Annotated in this window: 10 protein-coding genes and 2 pseudogenes; 4 read left to right on the forward strand and 8 right to left on the reverse strand. The window is 72.1% G+C overall.

Annotated features, from left to right (window positions below; all coding sequences use genetic code 11):
- Positions 1–3 precede the first annotated feature (3 nt).
- Entirely contained in the window at positions 4–744 is a 741-nt protein-coding gene (locus AC38ZX_RS20495) for an anti-sigma factor (RefSeq protein ID WP_426593610.1), read from the forward strand.
- Between the two features lie 62 nt (positions 745–806).
- Here the strand turns inward: AC38ZX_RS20495 and AC38ZX_RS20500 are convergent, their stop codons facing one another.
- The 3 genes and pseudogenes from AC38ZX_RS20500 to AC38ZX_RS20510 form a co-directional block, all read right to left on the reverse strand.
- Positions 807–1,061 carry a DUF6458 family protein gene (locus AC38ZX_RS20500; RefSeq protein ID WP_426593611.1) on the reverse strand — a complete coding sequence of 85 codons (255 nt, stop codon included), beginning with the start codon at positions 1,059–1,061 and terminating at the stop codon, positions 807–809.
- A gap of 94 nt (positions 1,062–1,155) precedes the next feature.
- Positions 1,156–3,214 (reverse strand): annotated as a pseudogene (locus AC38ZX_RS20505) (prolyl oligopeptidase family serine peptidase).
- 38 nt (positions 3,215–3,252) lie between these two features.
- Positions 3,253–5,352: a bifunctional copper resistance protein CopD/cytochrome c oxidase assembly protein gene (locus AC38ZX_RS20510; protein WP_491295712.1), complete on the reverse strand. Its 2,100-nt coding sequence runs from the start codon at positions 5,350–5,352 to the stop codon at positions 3,253–3,255.
- A 505-nt stretch (positions 5,353–5,857) separates the two neighbouring features.
- On the opposite strand from AC38ZX_RS20510, the gene AC38ZX_RS20515 reads away from it, so the two are divergent.
- The 3 genes from AC38ZX_RS20515 to AC38ZX_RS20525 are packed head-to-tail and all read left to right on the forward strand — an operon-like array spanning position 5,858 to position 8,580.
- A complete protein-coding gene (locus AC38ZX_RS20515; protein WP_491295714.1) occupies positions 5,858–7,615 on the forward strand; it encodes an MFS transporter in 1,758 nt (585 codons plus the stop codon).
- 32 nt (positions 7,616–7,647) lie between these two features.
- Positions 7,648–8,142 (forward strand): QcrA and Rieske domain-containing protein, encoded by a 495-nt coding sequence (locus AC38ZX_RS20520; protein WP_491295715.1) that lies wholly within the window; start codon positions 7,648–7,650, stop codon positions 8,140–8,142.
- A gap of 3 nt (positions 8,143–8,145) precedes the next feature.
- The gene (locus AC38ZX_RS20525; protein WP_491295716.1) at positions 8,146–8,580 is read left to right on the forward strand and encodes a hypothetical protein; all 435 of its coding nucleotides are present in this window, start codon (positions 8,146–8,148) and stop codon (positions 8,578–8,580) included.
- Positions 8,581–8,587: 7 nt separating this feature from the next.
- Here the strand turns inward: AC38ZX_RS20525 and AC38ZX_RS20530 are convergent, their stop codons facing one another.
- The 5 genes and pseudogenes from AC38ZX_RS20530 to hisC form a co-directional block, all read right to left on the reverse strand.
- The gene (locus AC38ZX_RS20530) at positions 8,588–9,256 is read right to left on the reverse strand and encodes a hypothetical protein (RefSeq protein WP_491295717.1); all 669 of its coding nucleotides are present in this window, start codon (positions 9,254–9,256) and stop codon (positions 8,588–8,590) included.
- 52 nt (positions 9,257–9,308) lie between these two features.
- The gene (locus tag AC38ZX_RS20535) at positions 9,309–10,811 is read right to left on the reverse strand and encodes a dihydrolipoamide acetyltransferase family protein (RefSeq protein ID WP_426593620.1); all 1,503 of its coding nucleotides are present in this window, start codon (positions 10,809–10,811) and stop codon (positions 9,309–9,311) included.
- Between the two features lie 25 nt (positions 10,812–10,836).
- Positions 10,837–11,874: an alpha-ketoacid dehydrogenase subunit beta gene (locus tag AC38ZX_RS20540; protein WP_426593621.1), complete on the reverse strand. Its 1,038-nt coding sequence runs from the start codon at positions 11,872–11,874 to the stop codon at positions 10,837–10,839.
- A complete protein-coding gene (gene pdhA, locus AC38ZX_RS20545; RefSeq protein WP_491295718.1) occupies positions 11,871–13,016 on the reverse strand; it encodes a pyruvate dehydrogenase (acetyl-transferring) E1 component subunit alpha in 1,146 nt (381 codons plus the stop codon). The genes AC38ZX_RS20540 and pdhA overlap by 4 nt, the downstream gene beginning before the upstream one ends.
- 157 nt (positions 13,017–13,173) lie before the next feature.
- Positions 13,174–14,240 (reverse strand): annotated as a pseudogene (gene hisC, locus AC38ZX_RS20550) (histidinol-phosphate transaminase).
- Positions 14,241–14,308: the final 68 nt, after the last annotated feature.

Raw genomic sequence — 14,308 nt, forward strand, 5'->3', positions numbered from 1 at the left:
CACGTGGACGACGAGACCCTCGCCCTGATCGCCCTCGGTGAGCCGGCCGGTAGCGCCGGGGCCACCGCCGCCGACCGCGCGCACGCCGAGCGGTGTGCGCGGTGCTCGGGCGAGGTGGCCGCCCTGCGGGAGGTCGTGGCGCTCGGTCGCGAGGCCGAGCCGATGCTCGCGCCCGCGCCGCGCGTCTGGGAGCGGATCTCCGCGGAGCTGGCTCTCGGTGCCGCACCGACCCGCGCCGAAGCCGCGCCCCCAGGCCGCGCTGAGGCTCGCGGCGATGCGGAGCCGGTCGTCGACCTTGCCGGCCGTCGTCGTCCTCGTCAGTGGCGGTGGACGGCGGCTGCGGCTGCGGTCGGCGTCCTGCTGGGCGGGAGCGCCGTCTGGTGGCAGGCGAACCGCCACCAACCGCACGACGTCGTCGCGACCGCCACGCTCCAGCCCCTGCCCGGGTGGAACGACTCCGGCTCGGCGTTCGTCGAGACGTCCCGCGACGGCGCTCGCACGCTGGTGGTCGACCTGTCGCACAGCGAGTCGTCGGCCGGTGGCTTCCGCGAGGTCTGGCTGCTCAAGCCGGACGTCAGCGGCCTGGTGAGCGTCGGCACGCTGGACGGGTCCACCGGGCGGTTCGACCTGCCGCCCGGCCTCGACCTGTCGACCTATTCGGTGGTCGACGTGTCCGAGGAGCCGTTCGACGGCAACCCCGCCCACTCGGGGAACTCGATCGTCCGCGGGGCGCTGAAGGCCTGAAGGCCGCCTCCCGACGGCGGGGGCGGCCTTCGCGTCCGATCAGATGGCCTCTTCGCGTCCGATCAGACGGCCGGCGGAGCAGGTGGTGCCGGCGGTGCCGGGGGCGCCTGCGGCGTCGTGCGCTGCTCGACCACCTCGCGGTGCGTCGTGTTGTTGCGCTGCGCGTTCATCGCGACAGCCAGGATGAGCGCCAACGCTCCGGCGCCCATGCAGATGTAGCCGATCACGGTCAGGTTCACGCCGTCGATCCGGTCGCTGATCCCGAACGACATGATCGCGCCGATGACGATGAGGGCGATGCCGCCTCCGATACCCATGTCGGTCCTTCCGTCGTGGCGGGCAGCTGTTCGCCCGTCCTTGACCGGCGAGTCTTGCGCCGACACGCCGTGTCCGCATCTCGAGCGGCGGCCTTCACCCCAACGTGTCGGGGTACAGCGCCTCCACGCCGAGCACGTGCTGCGCCAGGAACGCCTCGACCACCTGGTACCAGACGATCGCGTGCTGCGGGCTCAGCACCCAGTGGCCCTCGTCGGGGAAGTACAGGAACCGGTGCGGGCTCCGACCCTCGTCGTCGGCGGGCAGCCCGCTCCTCGACAGGGCTCTACCAGAGCCGCAGACCCTCACCGATGGGCACCCGGTAGTCCCGGTCGCCGTGCACCACGAGCATCGGCGTGACGATCGCCTCCACGTGCAGGTGCGGCGAGTGGTCGACCTCCATCTGCTCCGTCATCTCGCGAGCCCAGTAGTAGGCGACGTCCGTCGTCGGACCGAACTGGTCCAGCGCCCACAGGCTCGCGTGCGTGACGATCGCGTCGAACCGGTCCGTGTGGCCCGCGACCCAGTTGGCCATGTAGCCGCCGAACGAGCCGCCCATCGCTGCCGTCCGGGTCTCGTCGATGTCGGCCCGCTGCTCCGCGGCGTCCGTGATCGCCATCAGGTCCGTGTACGGCGCCGCACCCCAGGCGCCCCACCCGTCCTGGACGAACTCCTGGCCGTAGCCGGTCGACAGGGCGGGGTCCGGCATCAGCACGGCGTAGCCTCGCGCGACGAGGATCCACGGGTTCCACCGCCACGACCACGCGTTCCACGAGCCGAGCGGGCCGCCGTGGATCCAGAGCACGAGCGGGGCCGCGTCGGTGCCCTTCGGCTTGGCCAGCCAGCCGCGGACGCGGCGGCCGTCGGTCACCGACTCGACCTCGTCGAGCGTGCCGGGCAGCTCGAGCGCCGCCACCGGGCTCGGCAGGGGCGTGCTGGCGACGGGCGTCGTGCGCGAGAGGTCGATCCGCACCGGGTGCGAGGGCGCCTCGTACGACGTCTTGAGGGCATACGCGGTCCGGCCGTCGGGACTCACGCTCACGTCCGTGAAGGCGGCGTCGTCGCTGGTCACGCGCGTGACCTCGCCGCCGGCCAGGTCGATCCGGAAGATCGGCGCGCGTCCGTCGTCGTCGGCGACCACCAGCACGGCGTCGGAGTCGGGCAGCCACACGGGGCCGTGCGGCCAGCGGTCCCACCCGTCCGCCAGGATCCGCGGCTCGCCGCCCTGCAGCGGGACGACCGCGAGGCGGGTCACCGGGGCCCGGTGCGGCGTGGACTTCTGCTCGCGGACGTACGCGACCCACCGGCCGTCGGGCGAGACCACCGGACCCCACAGGTCGGCGTCGGGATCGTCGACGACGACCCTGCGCTCGCCGGTCGCGACATCGACCGCCACCAGCCGGCTGCGGCTCGCCCCGCGCCCCTCGGCCTCGAGCCACCCGCTGACCACCGTCGTCCCGTCCGGGCTGATCGACGACCCCTGGTCCATCAGGTGCCGCCGCGCGTCGGGCGTGGCATCCGTCAGGGTCAGCCGAGGGTCTGCCGCGCCCGCGAGCGGGTGCGTGACGTGCGCGCTCAGGGTCGCCGTGAACAGGTGCGGGCTGTCCGGTCCGAGGTCGTGGTCCCAGTACCGCACCGGGAAGCCGTCGTGCAGGATCGCCGCGACCTTCTTCTCCTTGCGCGCCTTGCGCAGCTTGTCGTCCGCCTCGTGGTCGCTCGCCGACGGCAGCACGTCCGAGCCCAGCAGGACCACCGGCGCGGCGCGCGCGACGTCCACGCTCCCGATCCCGGCGGCCCGGTCCGCGACCACCCGGGCCTCGGCGCCGTCGCGGGGCAGCAGCCACAGCGCGGGCACCGGGTCGTCGTCTCCGTCGGTCCTGTCGGGGTCGGGCCGCGCGCTGGTGAACAGCAGGTCGCCGTCCGCCGTGAACGCGGCGCTCGCCTCACCCTTGGCGCTCCGGGTGAGCCGTCTCGCCGGGTTCGTCCCGGTCGGGTCCACCTCCCAGAGCGCGGTCACGAACTTGGTCTTCTTGGCGTCCAACGTCGCGACGCTGGTCACCAGCCGCGTGCCGTCCGCGCTGAGCACCAGGCCGCTGAGCCGCGGGATCGCCACATAGTCGTCAAGGTCGTGGAAAGACGTCTCACCCATGCCCATGTCCTACCACGCACCCTCAGCCCCCCGCCCACGCGGGGTCAGGGACTCGGCGGCTGGGCGGCGTCTCGGGCGGCCAGGTCGGCCAGCATCGCGTTGTACTCGTCCATCTCGACGTCGCCGTCGCGGTCGACCAGGCGGTCCCGACGACGGGCGGCGCGCTCGTCGTCGCGCGACCACTGCACGGCGACCACGATGGCGAGCACGAGGGTGGGCAGCTCGCCGATGCCCCAGGCGAACGCCCCGCCGGCCTGCTGGTCCGCGATGGCGGACGCGCCCCAGGGCCGGCCCATCAGCCCGAACCAGTCGGCCACGAACAGCGACTCGCTGGTGACCAGCGTGACCCCGAAGAACGCGTGGAACACCATGGTCCCGAACAGCAGGAGGATGCGCTGCGGGTAGCCCCAGCGGCGCGGGCCCGGGTCGATACCGATCAGCGCGTTGACGAACAGGTACCCGACCAGGCTGAAGTGCACGACCATCGCGAGGTGCCCGACGCCGGTGCGCAGGGTCCACTCGAACAGACCCGAGTAGTAGAAGAGCACCATCGACCCGATGAAGTTCATGGCCGCGACCAGCGGGTTCGCCAGGAACACGCCCACGTGGCTGTGCACCAGCACGAGGATCCACTCGCGCGGACCGCGGGACGTGTCCGAGCGCAGCAGGGACGAGCGCACGGGCAGGGCGCGCAGCGCGAGCGTGACGGGTGCGGAGAGCACGACGAACAGCGGCACCAGCATCGCGAGCGTCATGTGCTGGATCATGTGGCCGCTGAACAGCACGTGCCCGTAGAGGTTGGGGGCGCCGTTGGTCGCCCAGCCGAACAGCAGCACCCCGACCGTCCAGGACGCCGCCCGGACCAGCGACCAGTGGTCGCCGCGGCGCCGCAGCCGCACCACCCAGCGCCAGTAGACGACGAGCGCGGCGACGGTCGCGAACGCGAGGACGAGGTCCCAGCGCCACTCGGTGATCCAGCGGATCGGGGTCGGCGGGGGCGGCAACGGGTGGCCGGTGATCTGGTACGCGGGGGACGGGTCGACGGGCGGGTCCTGCGACACGGGCGGCGCGGTCGCACCCAGGGCCACGGCGACACCCGACACGGCTCCCATGACGAACAGCTCGACCAGCACGAGCCGCCAGAACAGCACCCCGCCGAATCGTCGCGGAGCCCCGGACGGACCACCCGCCAGCTTGGGCAGCACGCGCCGGCGGTGGGCCAGACCGAGCAGGCCGAGCACCCCGAACAGGGCCACCTTCGTGAGCAGCAGCACACCGTACGTCGTCGTGAGGTCCGACCATCCCCCGGTGCGCAGCAGGCCGTTGACCAGGCCGGACACCCCGACAGCGGCGTAGCACCAGCCGGCGACGACGGAGTACCGGGCGACCGCGGACGACAGGTCGGTGCCGATCCGCGTGACCAGGAGGGCGAGCGCGGCGAGCGCGCCGATCCAGATGGCGGCGCCCACGAGGTGCACCACCATCGACGACGTCGCGATGCTGTGCCCGGAGGCTCCCGACGCGTGCCCCAGCTGCGCCTGCTGGTAGAGCGCGACGAGCACCAGGGCACTGGTCCAGGCCGCGCCGGTCGGTGTCGCGACGACGAGCGAGAGGGCGGTGACGACGGCCGCGACGGTGGTGATCAGCAGGAGCGTCCGGCCGAGCTCGATCTGCGTGACGAACACGCCGAGCTGCTGCCCGAACCCGCTGGACGACACGGGCTGCCCCGCGACGTCGGCGTAGGTCAGGACCAGGTGGACGATGGACAGCACGGTCCACACACCCGCGGCGACGCCCGCGACGAGCAGGCTGCGTGGATAGGCGGACCCGTCGGCGGTGCCGATGCCGGCCCGGGCATTGCGGACCGGGCGTCCGCCGGTGGTGACGCGGGGCATGATCCCGACCGCCAGGAACAGTGCGCCGATCGTCACCGACCCCGCGAGCTCGGACAGGGTCGACGACGCGGGCAGCCCCCACCGGACCGCCGCCCCGGGATCGCGCAGCAGGGTGGGCAGCGCCGCGCCGGAGAACCAGATGCCGAGCAGCGCGCACGCGACCGCGGCGAGCGGGAGCACGACGACGCGCCACGGACCCAGGGGTCTGCTGGCGCCGGTCTGCCCGGCGCTCGTCGCCGGCGCACTCACCCGGACAGCCTAGGTCGCCGCGGTCGGTCGAGCGGACGACGTCGCATGATCAGCGCCGCGGTGATCGCAGCCGTTTCACCCGGCCTCGTCGCCGGGTGACCGGGAACACATTCCCGTCCGCTCGTTGTTGTTGCTTGGGTGGTGGATGGTTGTCCTGCGCAACCAATACCGGCTGTCGTACACCTCCCGTAGCGTCGTCCACGGCGTATCCGACCGTCTCGAGAAGGCCCGATGTCCCAGCAGAGCACCGAAGCACCGCCCGCCTCAGCGTTCCGGGCACCCACCCACCGCGAGATCCTCACGATCCTCGGCGGCCTCATGCTCGGCATGTTCATGGCCGCGCTGGACCAGACGATCGTCGCCACGTCGATCAGGACCATCGGCGACGACCTCAACGGGCTCTCGCTGCAGGCGTGGGTCACCACCGCGTACCTGCTGACGGCGACGATCTCCACGCCCCTGTACGGCAAGCTTCTCCGACATCTACGGCCGCAAGCCGCTCTACATGATCGCGATCTCGCTGTTCGTGGTCGGGTCGCTGCTGTCGGGCACGTCGAACTCGATGTACGAGCTCGCGGGGTACCGCGCACTGCAGGGCCTCGGCGCCGGCGGCCTGATGGCGCTGGCGATCACGATCCTCGGTGACCTGGTCGCGCCCCGTGAGCGCGCCCGGTACCAGGGGTACTTCCTCGCCGTGTTCGGCGTCTCGAGCGTGCTCGGCCCCGTGGTCGGCGGGTTCTTCGCCGGCACCGAGACGATCCTCGGCATCTCGGGCTGGCGCTGGGTGTTCCTGGTCAACGTGCCGATCGGCATCATCGCGCTCATCGTGATCTCGCGCGTGCTGCACCTTCCGCCGCTCAAGAAGATCCAGCACCGCATCGACTGGCCCGGCGCGCTGCTGCTGATCGTGACGCTGGTGCCCATCCTGCTGGTCGCCGAGCAGGGCCGGGAGTGGGGCTGGGACTCCGGGTACGCGATGACGTGCTACGCCATCGGCGTGCTCGGGCTGATCGGGTTCATCGTCGCCGAGCGGTTCGCCAAGGGCGACGCGATCCTGCCCCTCTACCTGTTCCGCAACCGGACGTTCTCGATCGGCGCGGGTGCGAACGTCGTGATCGGCCTCGGCATGTTCGGTGGCCTGGCGACGCTGCCGCTCTACCTGCAGATCGTGAAGGGGCAGACGCCCACGCACGCCGGCCTCACGCTCATCCCGTTCACGCTCGGCATCATGGCCGGCTCGATCATCGCCGGTCAGACCACCTCGCGGACGGGTCGCTACAAGGCTCTGCCGGTGTTCGGCACCGTGCTCATGGCGGGCGCGTCGGTGATGTTCTCGCGCCTGCAGACCGACACGTCGCTGAACTTCCTGTTCGCCTGCTCGATCGTGTTCGGGCTCGGCCTCGGTTTCACCATGCAGCCGCTCGTGCTCGCCGTGCAGAACGCGGTGCCCGTGCGGGACATGGGTGTGGCCACCTCGTCGTCGCTGTTCTTCCGGCAGATGGGCGGGACGCTCGGCACGGCCGTGTTCCTGTCGATCCTGTTCTCGACGGTCGGCGACAACATCAAGGCCGCCTTCTCGACGGCGGTCACGACACCCGCGTTCCAGCAGGCGCTCGCCGATCCGGCCGTCCAGAGCGACCCGGCGAACGCGCCTGTCCTCAACCTGGTCTCCGGCTCCGGCGGCACGCTGCCCTCGCTGAACGACTCGTCGTTCATCAACAACCTCGACCCGCGGCTCGCCAAGCCGTTCCTCGACGGGTTCTCGCAGTCGATCGACACCGTGCTCCTCGTGGCCGCATGCATCATCGCCGTCGGCATCATCCTGACGGCCCTGCTGCCCGAGCTGCCGCTGCGCAACGTGTCCGGCATCCAGGGCCGGATGGACGCGGACGCGGCCGACGCCGCCGCGAAGACACCGTCGGCAGCCGCGGGCGCCACCGCCGTGAGCGGGGTCGCGGCGATCGTCGCGGACCGGGCGGCCGTCGAACGCTCCGACGCGGAGCCCGCACCCAGCTCCACCTCCAGCTGCTCAGCCGGACCACGCCTGACCACTCGGCCCTCCGTCGCCCGTCGACGGAGGGCCGAGCTGCGTCCGGGCGGCCCGACGCCTGCCCGCGCCGAACGTGTCGATGCCGGGCCCGCCGGGCGGCCTCACAGGCGCGCGTGTGCACACTGCCTGACGGGTGGATCGACGCTAACGTCCCAGGGAACTGGTGACGCCAGTGGTGAACCTCGACCGCCCACGTCTCGTGACAACTGGTGACGGTCCCGTCGCAGCCGCACACGGAGGTGGAGATGTCCTCGCTCGTGGATTCCCCGGTCAGCACCGATCTGCACGGCGACCCGCACGAGTCCGGCTGTTCCGGCTGTCTGGATCGCCGTCAGGTTCTGATGCGTGCGGGCCTGGTGACCATGGGCGTCGCCGCTGCGGGCGTGCTCGCGGCGTGTGGCGGTGGCTCGTCGTCGAGCAGCGGCAAGTCGACCGCGGCTGCGGATGGCTCGATCGCCAAGGTGTCCGACGTCCCCGTCGGCGGCGCGATCTCGGCGACAGATGCGTCCGGGAACCCGCTCATCCTCACGCAGCCGTCCGCGGGGCAGGTCGTGGCGCTCTCGGCGATCTGCACGCACCAGGGCTGCACGGTCGCCCCCGGCAAGACCCAGCTGATCTGCCCGTGCCACGGATCGGTCTACGCCCTGACGGGCGCCAACGTCTCCGGACCGGCCCCGAAACCACTTCCGGAGGTCGATGTCCATGTCAGCAACGGCGAAGTGTTCGCGGGAAAGGCCTGAATCATGATCTGGCATCGCGGGCAGCAGGCGGCGTCCGACGTTCTGCGTGCCCTCCTCTGTGCGTGCCTGATGCTCTCGGCCGTCGTCCACCTGGACCTGTGGGCGGGCGGGATGAGGCTGCTCGACGTGGTCGGGCCGGCCTTCCTGCTCAACGGCGTCGGCGGCATCGTGCTCGGCGTGCTCGTGCTGGTCTGGCGGCACTGGCTGCCGCTGCTGGGGGCGATCGGCTTCGGCGTCGCGACGTTGACCGCATTCATCATCTCGACGACGCCGGGCGGGTTCTTCCAGGTGCACGAGCGCTGGTCGGGCATCCCGGTGTGGCTCGCGGCGATCTCCGAGATCGGTGCGATCGTCCTCGGCATCCTCGCCATCCTGGTCGAGCGCCCGACGCAGACCGCCCAGGACGAGCGGGCCGCCCAGCTCGAGCAGGCGGCGTAGCCGAGCGTCAGCCGTCGCCGAGCAGTCGGCGCTCGTAGGCGGCGACCACCTGCGCCGGGGCCCAGTCCTCGGTGCCGACGGCCTGCGACCGTCCGACGTACGTCCCGCGACCACGTTCGGCGCCCAACCAGCACGCCTCGTCGAGGAACACGGCCCGCGCCTGCGCCATCGACCGCACCGCGAGGAGCGTCCGAGCGACGCCGCCGTCCCGGTAGGAGACGACGAACTCGTCGACGGCGGCCTCGAAAACGATGCATTCGTCGCCGACCGACGCGCTCGCGCCGAGGACCGCGAAGTCGACACCGTCGAGCAGGTCGTTGTCGAGGGCGTCGTCGCGCAGGTCGGCGAGGTCGGGCGAGGCGCCGGGCAGGGCGACCAAGGACCCTCGGGGTGCAGAGCCCGACCCCGGGTGCCCGTCGGCGATCTTGAGCAGGATGCGGAACCGACGGAGGTCGCGGACGGTCAGCGGGACGCGGTTTGTGTCGAGGAACCGGACGCCCGCGTCCGACGACTCCAGGAGCACGAGCCCGTCGACGACAAGGCTGCTGGCCGTGTCGACGCGGTAGCGGTGCGCGGACGCGGTCCGGTCGTCGGGCACGAGGACGTCACCGCGCTCGTAGCCGACCCGGCTCAGCGAGAGGTCGTCGTCGGCCGTCAGGGTGCGCACGACGCTCATGCGCGGAGCCTGCCACACGGCGGGGGCGATGAAGCGCCGGTCCCGCCGGGCGTCAGCCCCAGACCAACCCCTGCGCCGGGTCGTGCAGGACGCGGGCGACGTCGGCCAGCACCCGCGAGCCGAGCTCGCCGTCGACCAGCCGGTGGTCGAAGCTGAGCGCGAGCTGCGTGACGTGACGGATCTTGATCTTGCCCTTGTGCACCCACGGCTGCTCACGGATCGCCCCGAACGCGAGGATGGCGGCCTCGCCGGGGTTGAGGATCGGGGTGCCGGTGTCGATGCCGAACACCCCGACGTTGGTGATCGTGATGGTGCCGTCGGACATGTCGGCGGGCGTGGTCTTGCCCGCGCGCGCCGTGCCGGTCAGCTCCGCGAGCGCGATGGCCAGCTCCTTGAGGCTCAGCCGGTGCGCGTCCTTGATGTTGGGGACGACGAGACCCCGGGGGGTCGCGGCGGCGATCCCGAGATTGATGTAGTGCTTGTAGACGATCTCCTGCGACCGCTCGTCCCACGAGCCGTTGATCTCCGGGTGCCGACGGACCGCGAGCATCAGCGCCTTGGCGGCGATGAGCAGCGGCGTGACGCGGACGTCCGTGAACTCGCGGTCGCCGCGCAGGCGCTCGACCAGCTTCATCGTCGCGGTGACGTCGATCGTGTGGAACACGGTGACGTGCGGGGCGCTGAACGCGCTGGCGACCATCGCCTCGGCGGTCCGCTTGCGCACCGACTTGACCGGGACGCGCGTCTGCCGTCCGTCGGGCGAGACCGTGCCGCTGGCCAGCCAGGGCGCGTCGTCGCCGGGATAGGTGGCCAGCGTCCGGGCCTCGGCCTGGGCGGCCCGACCGAGCACGTCCTCCCGCGTGACGATGCCGCCGGGGCCCGTCGGTGAGACCGAGTCGAGGTCCACGCCCAGCTCGCGCGCCAGCTTGCGGACCGGGGGCTTGGCCAGCACGTGCGGGCGGTTGCCGCCGCCGTTGAGCGCGCGCTCGCGGCGGCCCGCACCGGCCTCGGCCACGCCGTACCCGACCAGGACGGACTTCCGCTCGGCCGGAGCCGGCTCGCTGTCGTCCGCCGACGCGTCGAGCTCGTCGGGCTCCGCCGACGCGACGGCCGGCGCCACGGACGCGGCCGGCTCACCGGCGCGACCCGCCCGGGCTGCCTCGATCTCGTCGGACCCCCCGGGCTCCACGCCCGCGTGCCGGTTGGGTCGTCCACGGTGGCCGTGCTCGATCGCACCGCCCCCGGCCTCGTCGGAGATCCCGGCCTGCGAGGCAGGGATGGCGGCGCCGTCGTCGGCCGGCGCCCCGGCGGGGTCGGTGTCGACCTCGATGATCGGCGTGCCGACGTCGACGGTCTGCCCGGGCTCGACCAGGATCCGCGTGACGACGCCGGCCCACGGGCTCGGCAGGTCGACGAGCGACTTCGCGGTCTCGATCTCGACGATGGTCTGGTTGACCGCGACCTCGTCGCCGACGGCCACGTGCCAGGCGACGATCTCGGCCTCGGTCAGGCCCTCACCGGCGTCGGGGAGCGGGAACTGCTGATAGGTCGGCACGTCTCGTGTCTCCTCGTCGGAAGCGTCAGAAGGCGAGCGAGCGGTCCACGGCGTCGAGCACGCGGTCCAGCCCGGGCAGGTAGTCGTGCTCGATCTTGGCGACGGGATAGGGCGCGTGGAACCCGCCTACCCGGAGCACGGGTGCCTGCAGGTGGTAGAAGCACTCCTCGGCGATCCGCGCGGCGACCTCAGCGCCTGTGCCATAGAGCACGGGGGCCTCGTGCATGACGACGCAGCGTCCCGTCTTCTTCACGGACGTCGCCACGGTCGTCGTGTCCAGCGGCGACAGCGCGCGCAGGTCGACGACCTCGATGCTCGTGCCCTCGGCGCCCGCGACCTCGGCGGCCTTGAGCGCGGTCTGCACGGTCGGGCCGTAGGCGACCAGCGTCACGTCCGTGCCCTGCCGGAGCACCTTCGCGGTGTCGAGGCCGGGGTGCGGGGCGCCGAGGGCGGCGTCGAGGTCGACGGCGCCCTTCTCCCAGTAGCGGCCCTTCGGCTCGAAGAACAGCACCGGGTCCGGCGACGCGATCGCCTGCTGGATCATGGTGAACGCCTCGGCCGGGCTGGACGGGCTGACCACCCGCAGGCCCGCCGTGTGCGCGAAGAGCGCCTCCGGCGACTCGCTGTGGTGCTCGATCGCGCCGATCCCGCCGCCGTAGGGCACGCGGATCACCACGGGCAGGTTCAGCCGGCCGCGGGAGCGGTAGTGCATCTTGGCCAGCTGCGTGGTGATCTGGTCGAACGCCGGGAAGATGAAGCCGTCGAACTGGATCTCGCAGACCGGCCGGTAGCCGCGCAGCGCCAGGCCGATCGCCGTGCCGACGATGCCCGACTCCGCCAAGGGCGTGTCGACCACCCGGTCGCCGCCGAAGTCCTTCTGCAGGCCGTCCGTCACGCGGAACACCCCGCCGAGCGCCCCGATGTCCTCACCCATGAGGAGCACCTTGGGGCTCGACTCGAGCGAGCGGCGCAGGCCGAGGTTGATCGCCTTGGCCATCGTGAGCGTCTGCACGCCGGTGCTGGGGTTCTTCTGCGCAGGCGCTGTCTGTACGGGCGCGTTCATCGGTGGCTCCCCTCGCCGGAGTGGCTGGCGTCCAGGAACGACGCCTCGTACTGCTCGAACCAGGCCCGCTCGGCCTCGACCACCGAGTGCGGTGCGGAGTAGACGTGCTCGAACATGGAGGCGGCCGACGGGCGCCCCATCCCCCGCACCGTCGTGCGCACCCGCTCGGTCAGCTCGTCGCCCTCGGCCTGCAGGGTGGCGACGAAGTCCGCGGACAGCTCACCGCGCTCCTCGAGATGCGTGCGCAGGCGGTCGATCGGGTCGCGCTGACGCCAGAACTCCTCCTCGGCGGCCGAGCGATACCGGCTCGGGTCGTCGGAGGTGGTGTGGGCGCCCATCCGGTAGGTGAACGCCTCGATGAACGTCGGACCCCCGCCGCTGCGGGCGCGCTCGAGCGCCTCCGCGGTCACCGCGTAGCTGGCGAGGACGTCGTTGCCGTCGACCCGCACGCTCGGGATCCCGAACCCCTGGCCGCGGTCGGCCAGCGGGACCCGGGACTGCCGGGTCGTCGGCTCGGAGATCGCCCACTGGTTGTTCTGGCAGAAGAACACCACCGGGGCGTTGTTCACCGCCGCGAACACCAGCGCCTCGTTGACGTCGCCCTGCGAGGTCGACCCGTCGCCGAAGTACACCACGACCGCGGAGTCCCGGTCCGGGTCGCCCGTGCCGACCGCGCCGTCGCGCTGCAGGCCCATCGCGTAGCCGGTCGCGTGCAGCGTGTGCGAGCCGATGACCAGCGTGTAGAGGTGGAACCGGAACTTCTCGGAGTCCCAGCCGCCATGGTCGACCCCGCGGAACAGCCGCAGGACGTCCGCCAGGTCGAGCCCACGAGTGTGCGCGACGCCGTGCTCGCGGTAGCTGGGGAAGACGTGGTCGTGCGGAGCGAGCGCGCGGCCCGAGCCGATCTGCGCCCCTTCCTGTCCGAGGCTCTGCGCGAACAGGGCGAGCTCGCCCTGACGCTGCAGCGACGTCGCCTCGTTGTCGAACCGGCGGACCAGCACCATGTCGCGGTAAAGGCCGCGCAAGGCGTCCGCGTCCAGGTGGGCGACGCGGGCGTCGTAGTCGGGGTGCGCGGTGCGCCGGCCCGCGGGGGTCAGCAGCTGGACGAGTCCGTCCTCGGTCACAGGGCCGTTCGTGGCCACGCGGTTCTCCTTCGCGTGCGGCGGTCTGGGGACCGCTCGGCTGGGTCGGTGGCGAGCGTCCCGCTCGCAACCTACGACACCGTAGCCTACGGAACCGTAGGTTGTGTCGACAGAGTGTCACCAAGCCCTGTGGCGAGGGGTTGACGGCCGTCCTCGGTCAGCGGGCGAGCCAGTCCGCGGTGACCTCGAGGAGCAGCTCGGTGGCCTCAGGCTCGCCCACGCTGACCCGTACCCCGTCACCGGCGAACGGACGGACGAGCACGCCCGACCGGCCGGCACGCTCGGCGAACGCCGACGCCTGGTCACCGAGCGCGAGCCAGACGAAGTTGGCCTCGCTGTCGGGGATCGTCCAGCCCTGCTTGCGCAGACCGGTGAGCATCTGGGTCCGCTCGACGACGATCTGGTCGACACGCGCCATCAGCTCGCGGGTGGCCCGCAACGAGGCGAGCGCAGCGAGCTGCCCGACGTGCGAGACCCCGAACGGCGTGGACGCCATGCGGATCCCGGCGGCCAGGCGCGGCCGGGCGACCGCGTACCCGACGCGCAGTCCCGCCAGGCCGTAGGCCTTGGAGAACGTGCGCAGCAGGACCACGTTGGACCTGTCGGCGAACACGGCGAGCCCGTCGACGGCCAGCGGGTCCCGGACGAACTCGACGTACGCCTCGTCGAGCACGACGAGCACGTCGCCGGGCACCGCTGCCAGGAACGTGGCGACTCGTCGGCGCGCACGGCCGGACCGGTCGGGTTGTTGGGCGTGCAGACCAGCACCACCTTGGTCCGAGGAGTGATCGCGGCCGCCATCGCCTGCAGGTCGAGCCGCCCGTCGACGCCGACCGGGACCGGCACGCCGACCGCGCCGGCGAGGGTGATCGCGATGGGGTACGCCTCGAACGAGCGCCACGGCAGGACGACCTCGTCGCCGGGCTCGCAGACGGCGGTGAGGACGTGCCCGAGCACGGCGACCGACCCGCATCCCGTGACGACGGTCTCGGGTGCCACGCCGAGCGACTCGGCGATCGCGCCCACCAGCTCGGTCGCGTACATGTCGGGGTAACGGTTCACGTCGGCGGCCGCGTCCGAGATCGCCATGAGCACCGACGGCAGCGGTGGGAACGGGTTCTCGTTCGACGACAGCTTGTAGGCCGCGGCACCGACCGGGACGCGCGCCCCGGGAACGTACGCCGGAACGTCGGAGAGGGCCTGGCGGAGAGGGACGCGGCTCACGCGCACAGCATGCCATTCCCCGACGACGTACCAGGGGGTCGGCGCCGAGAAGCTCGAATCCGAGACAG

The sequence above is a fragment of the Cellulomonas sp. McL0606 genome (genome assembly GCF_058248365.1).

What these genes read in the sequence shown, in the direction of transcription:
- AC38ZX_RS20500 (WP_426593611.1), bottom strand. Translation starts at nt 1,061, where the DNA reads ATGGGTATCGGAGGCGGCATCGCCCTCATCGTCATCGGCGCGATCATG.
- AC38ZX_RS20515 (WP_491295714.1), top strand. Translation starts at nt 5,858, where the DNA reads ATGATCGCGATCTCGCTGTTCGTGGTCGGGTCGCTGCTGTCGGGCACG.
- AC38ZX_RS20520 (WP_491295715.1), top strand. Translation starts at nt 7,648, where the DNA reads ATGTCCTCGCTCGTGGATTCCCCGGTCAGCACCGATCTGCACGGCGAC.
- AC38ZX_RS20525 (WP_491295716.1), top strand. Translation starts at nt 8,146, where the DNA reads ATGATCTGGCATCGCGGGCAGCAGGCGGCGTCCGACGTTCTGCGTGCC.
- AC38ZX_RS20530 (WP_491295717.1), bottom strand. Translation starts at nt 9,256, where the DNA reads ATGAGCGTCGTGCGCACCCTGACGGCCGACGACGACCTCTCGCTGAGC.
- AC38ZX_RS20540 (WP_426593621.1), bottom strand. Translation starts at nt 11,874, where the DNA reads ATGAACGCGCCCGTACAGACAGCGCCTGCGCAGAAGAACCCCAGCACC.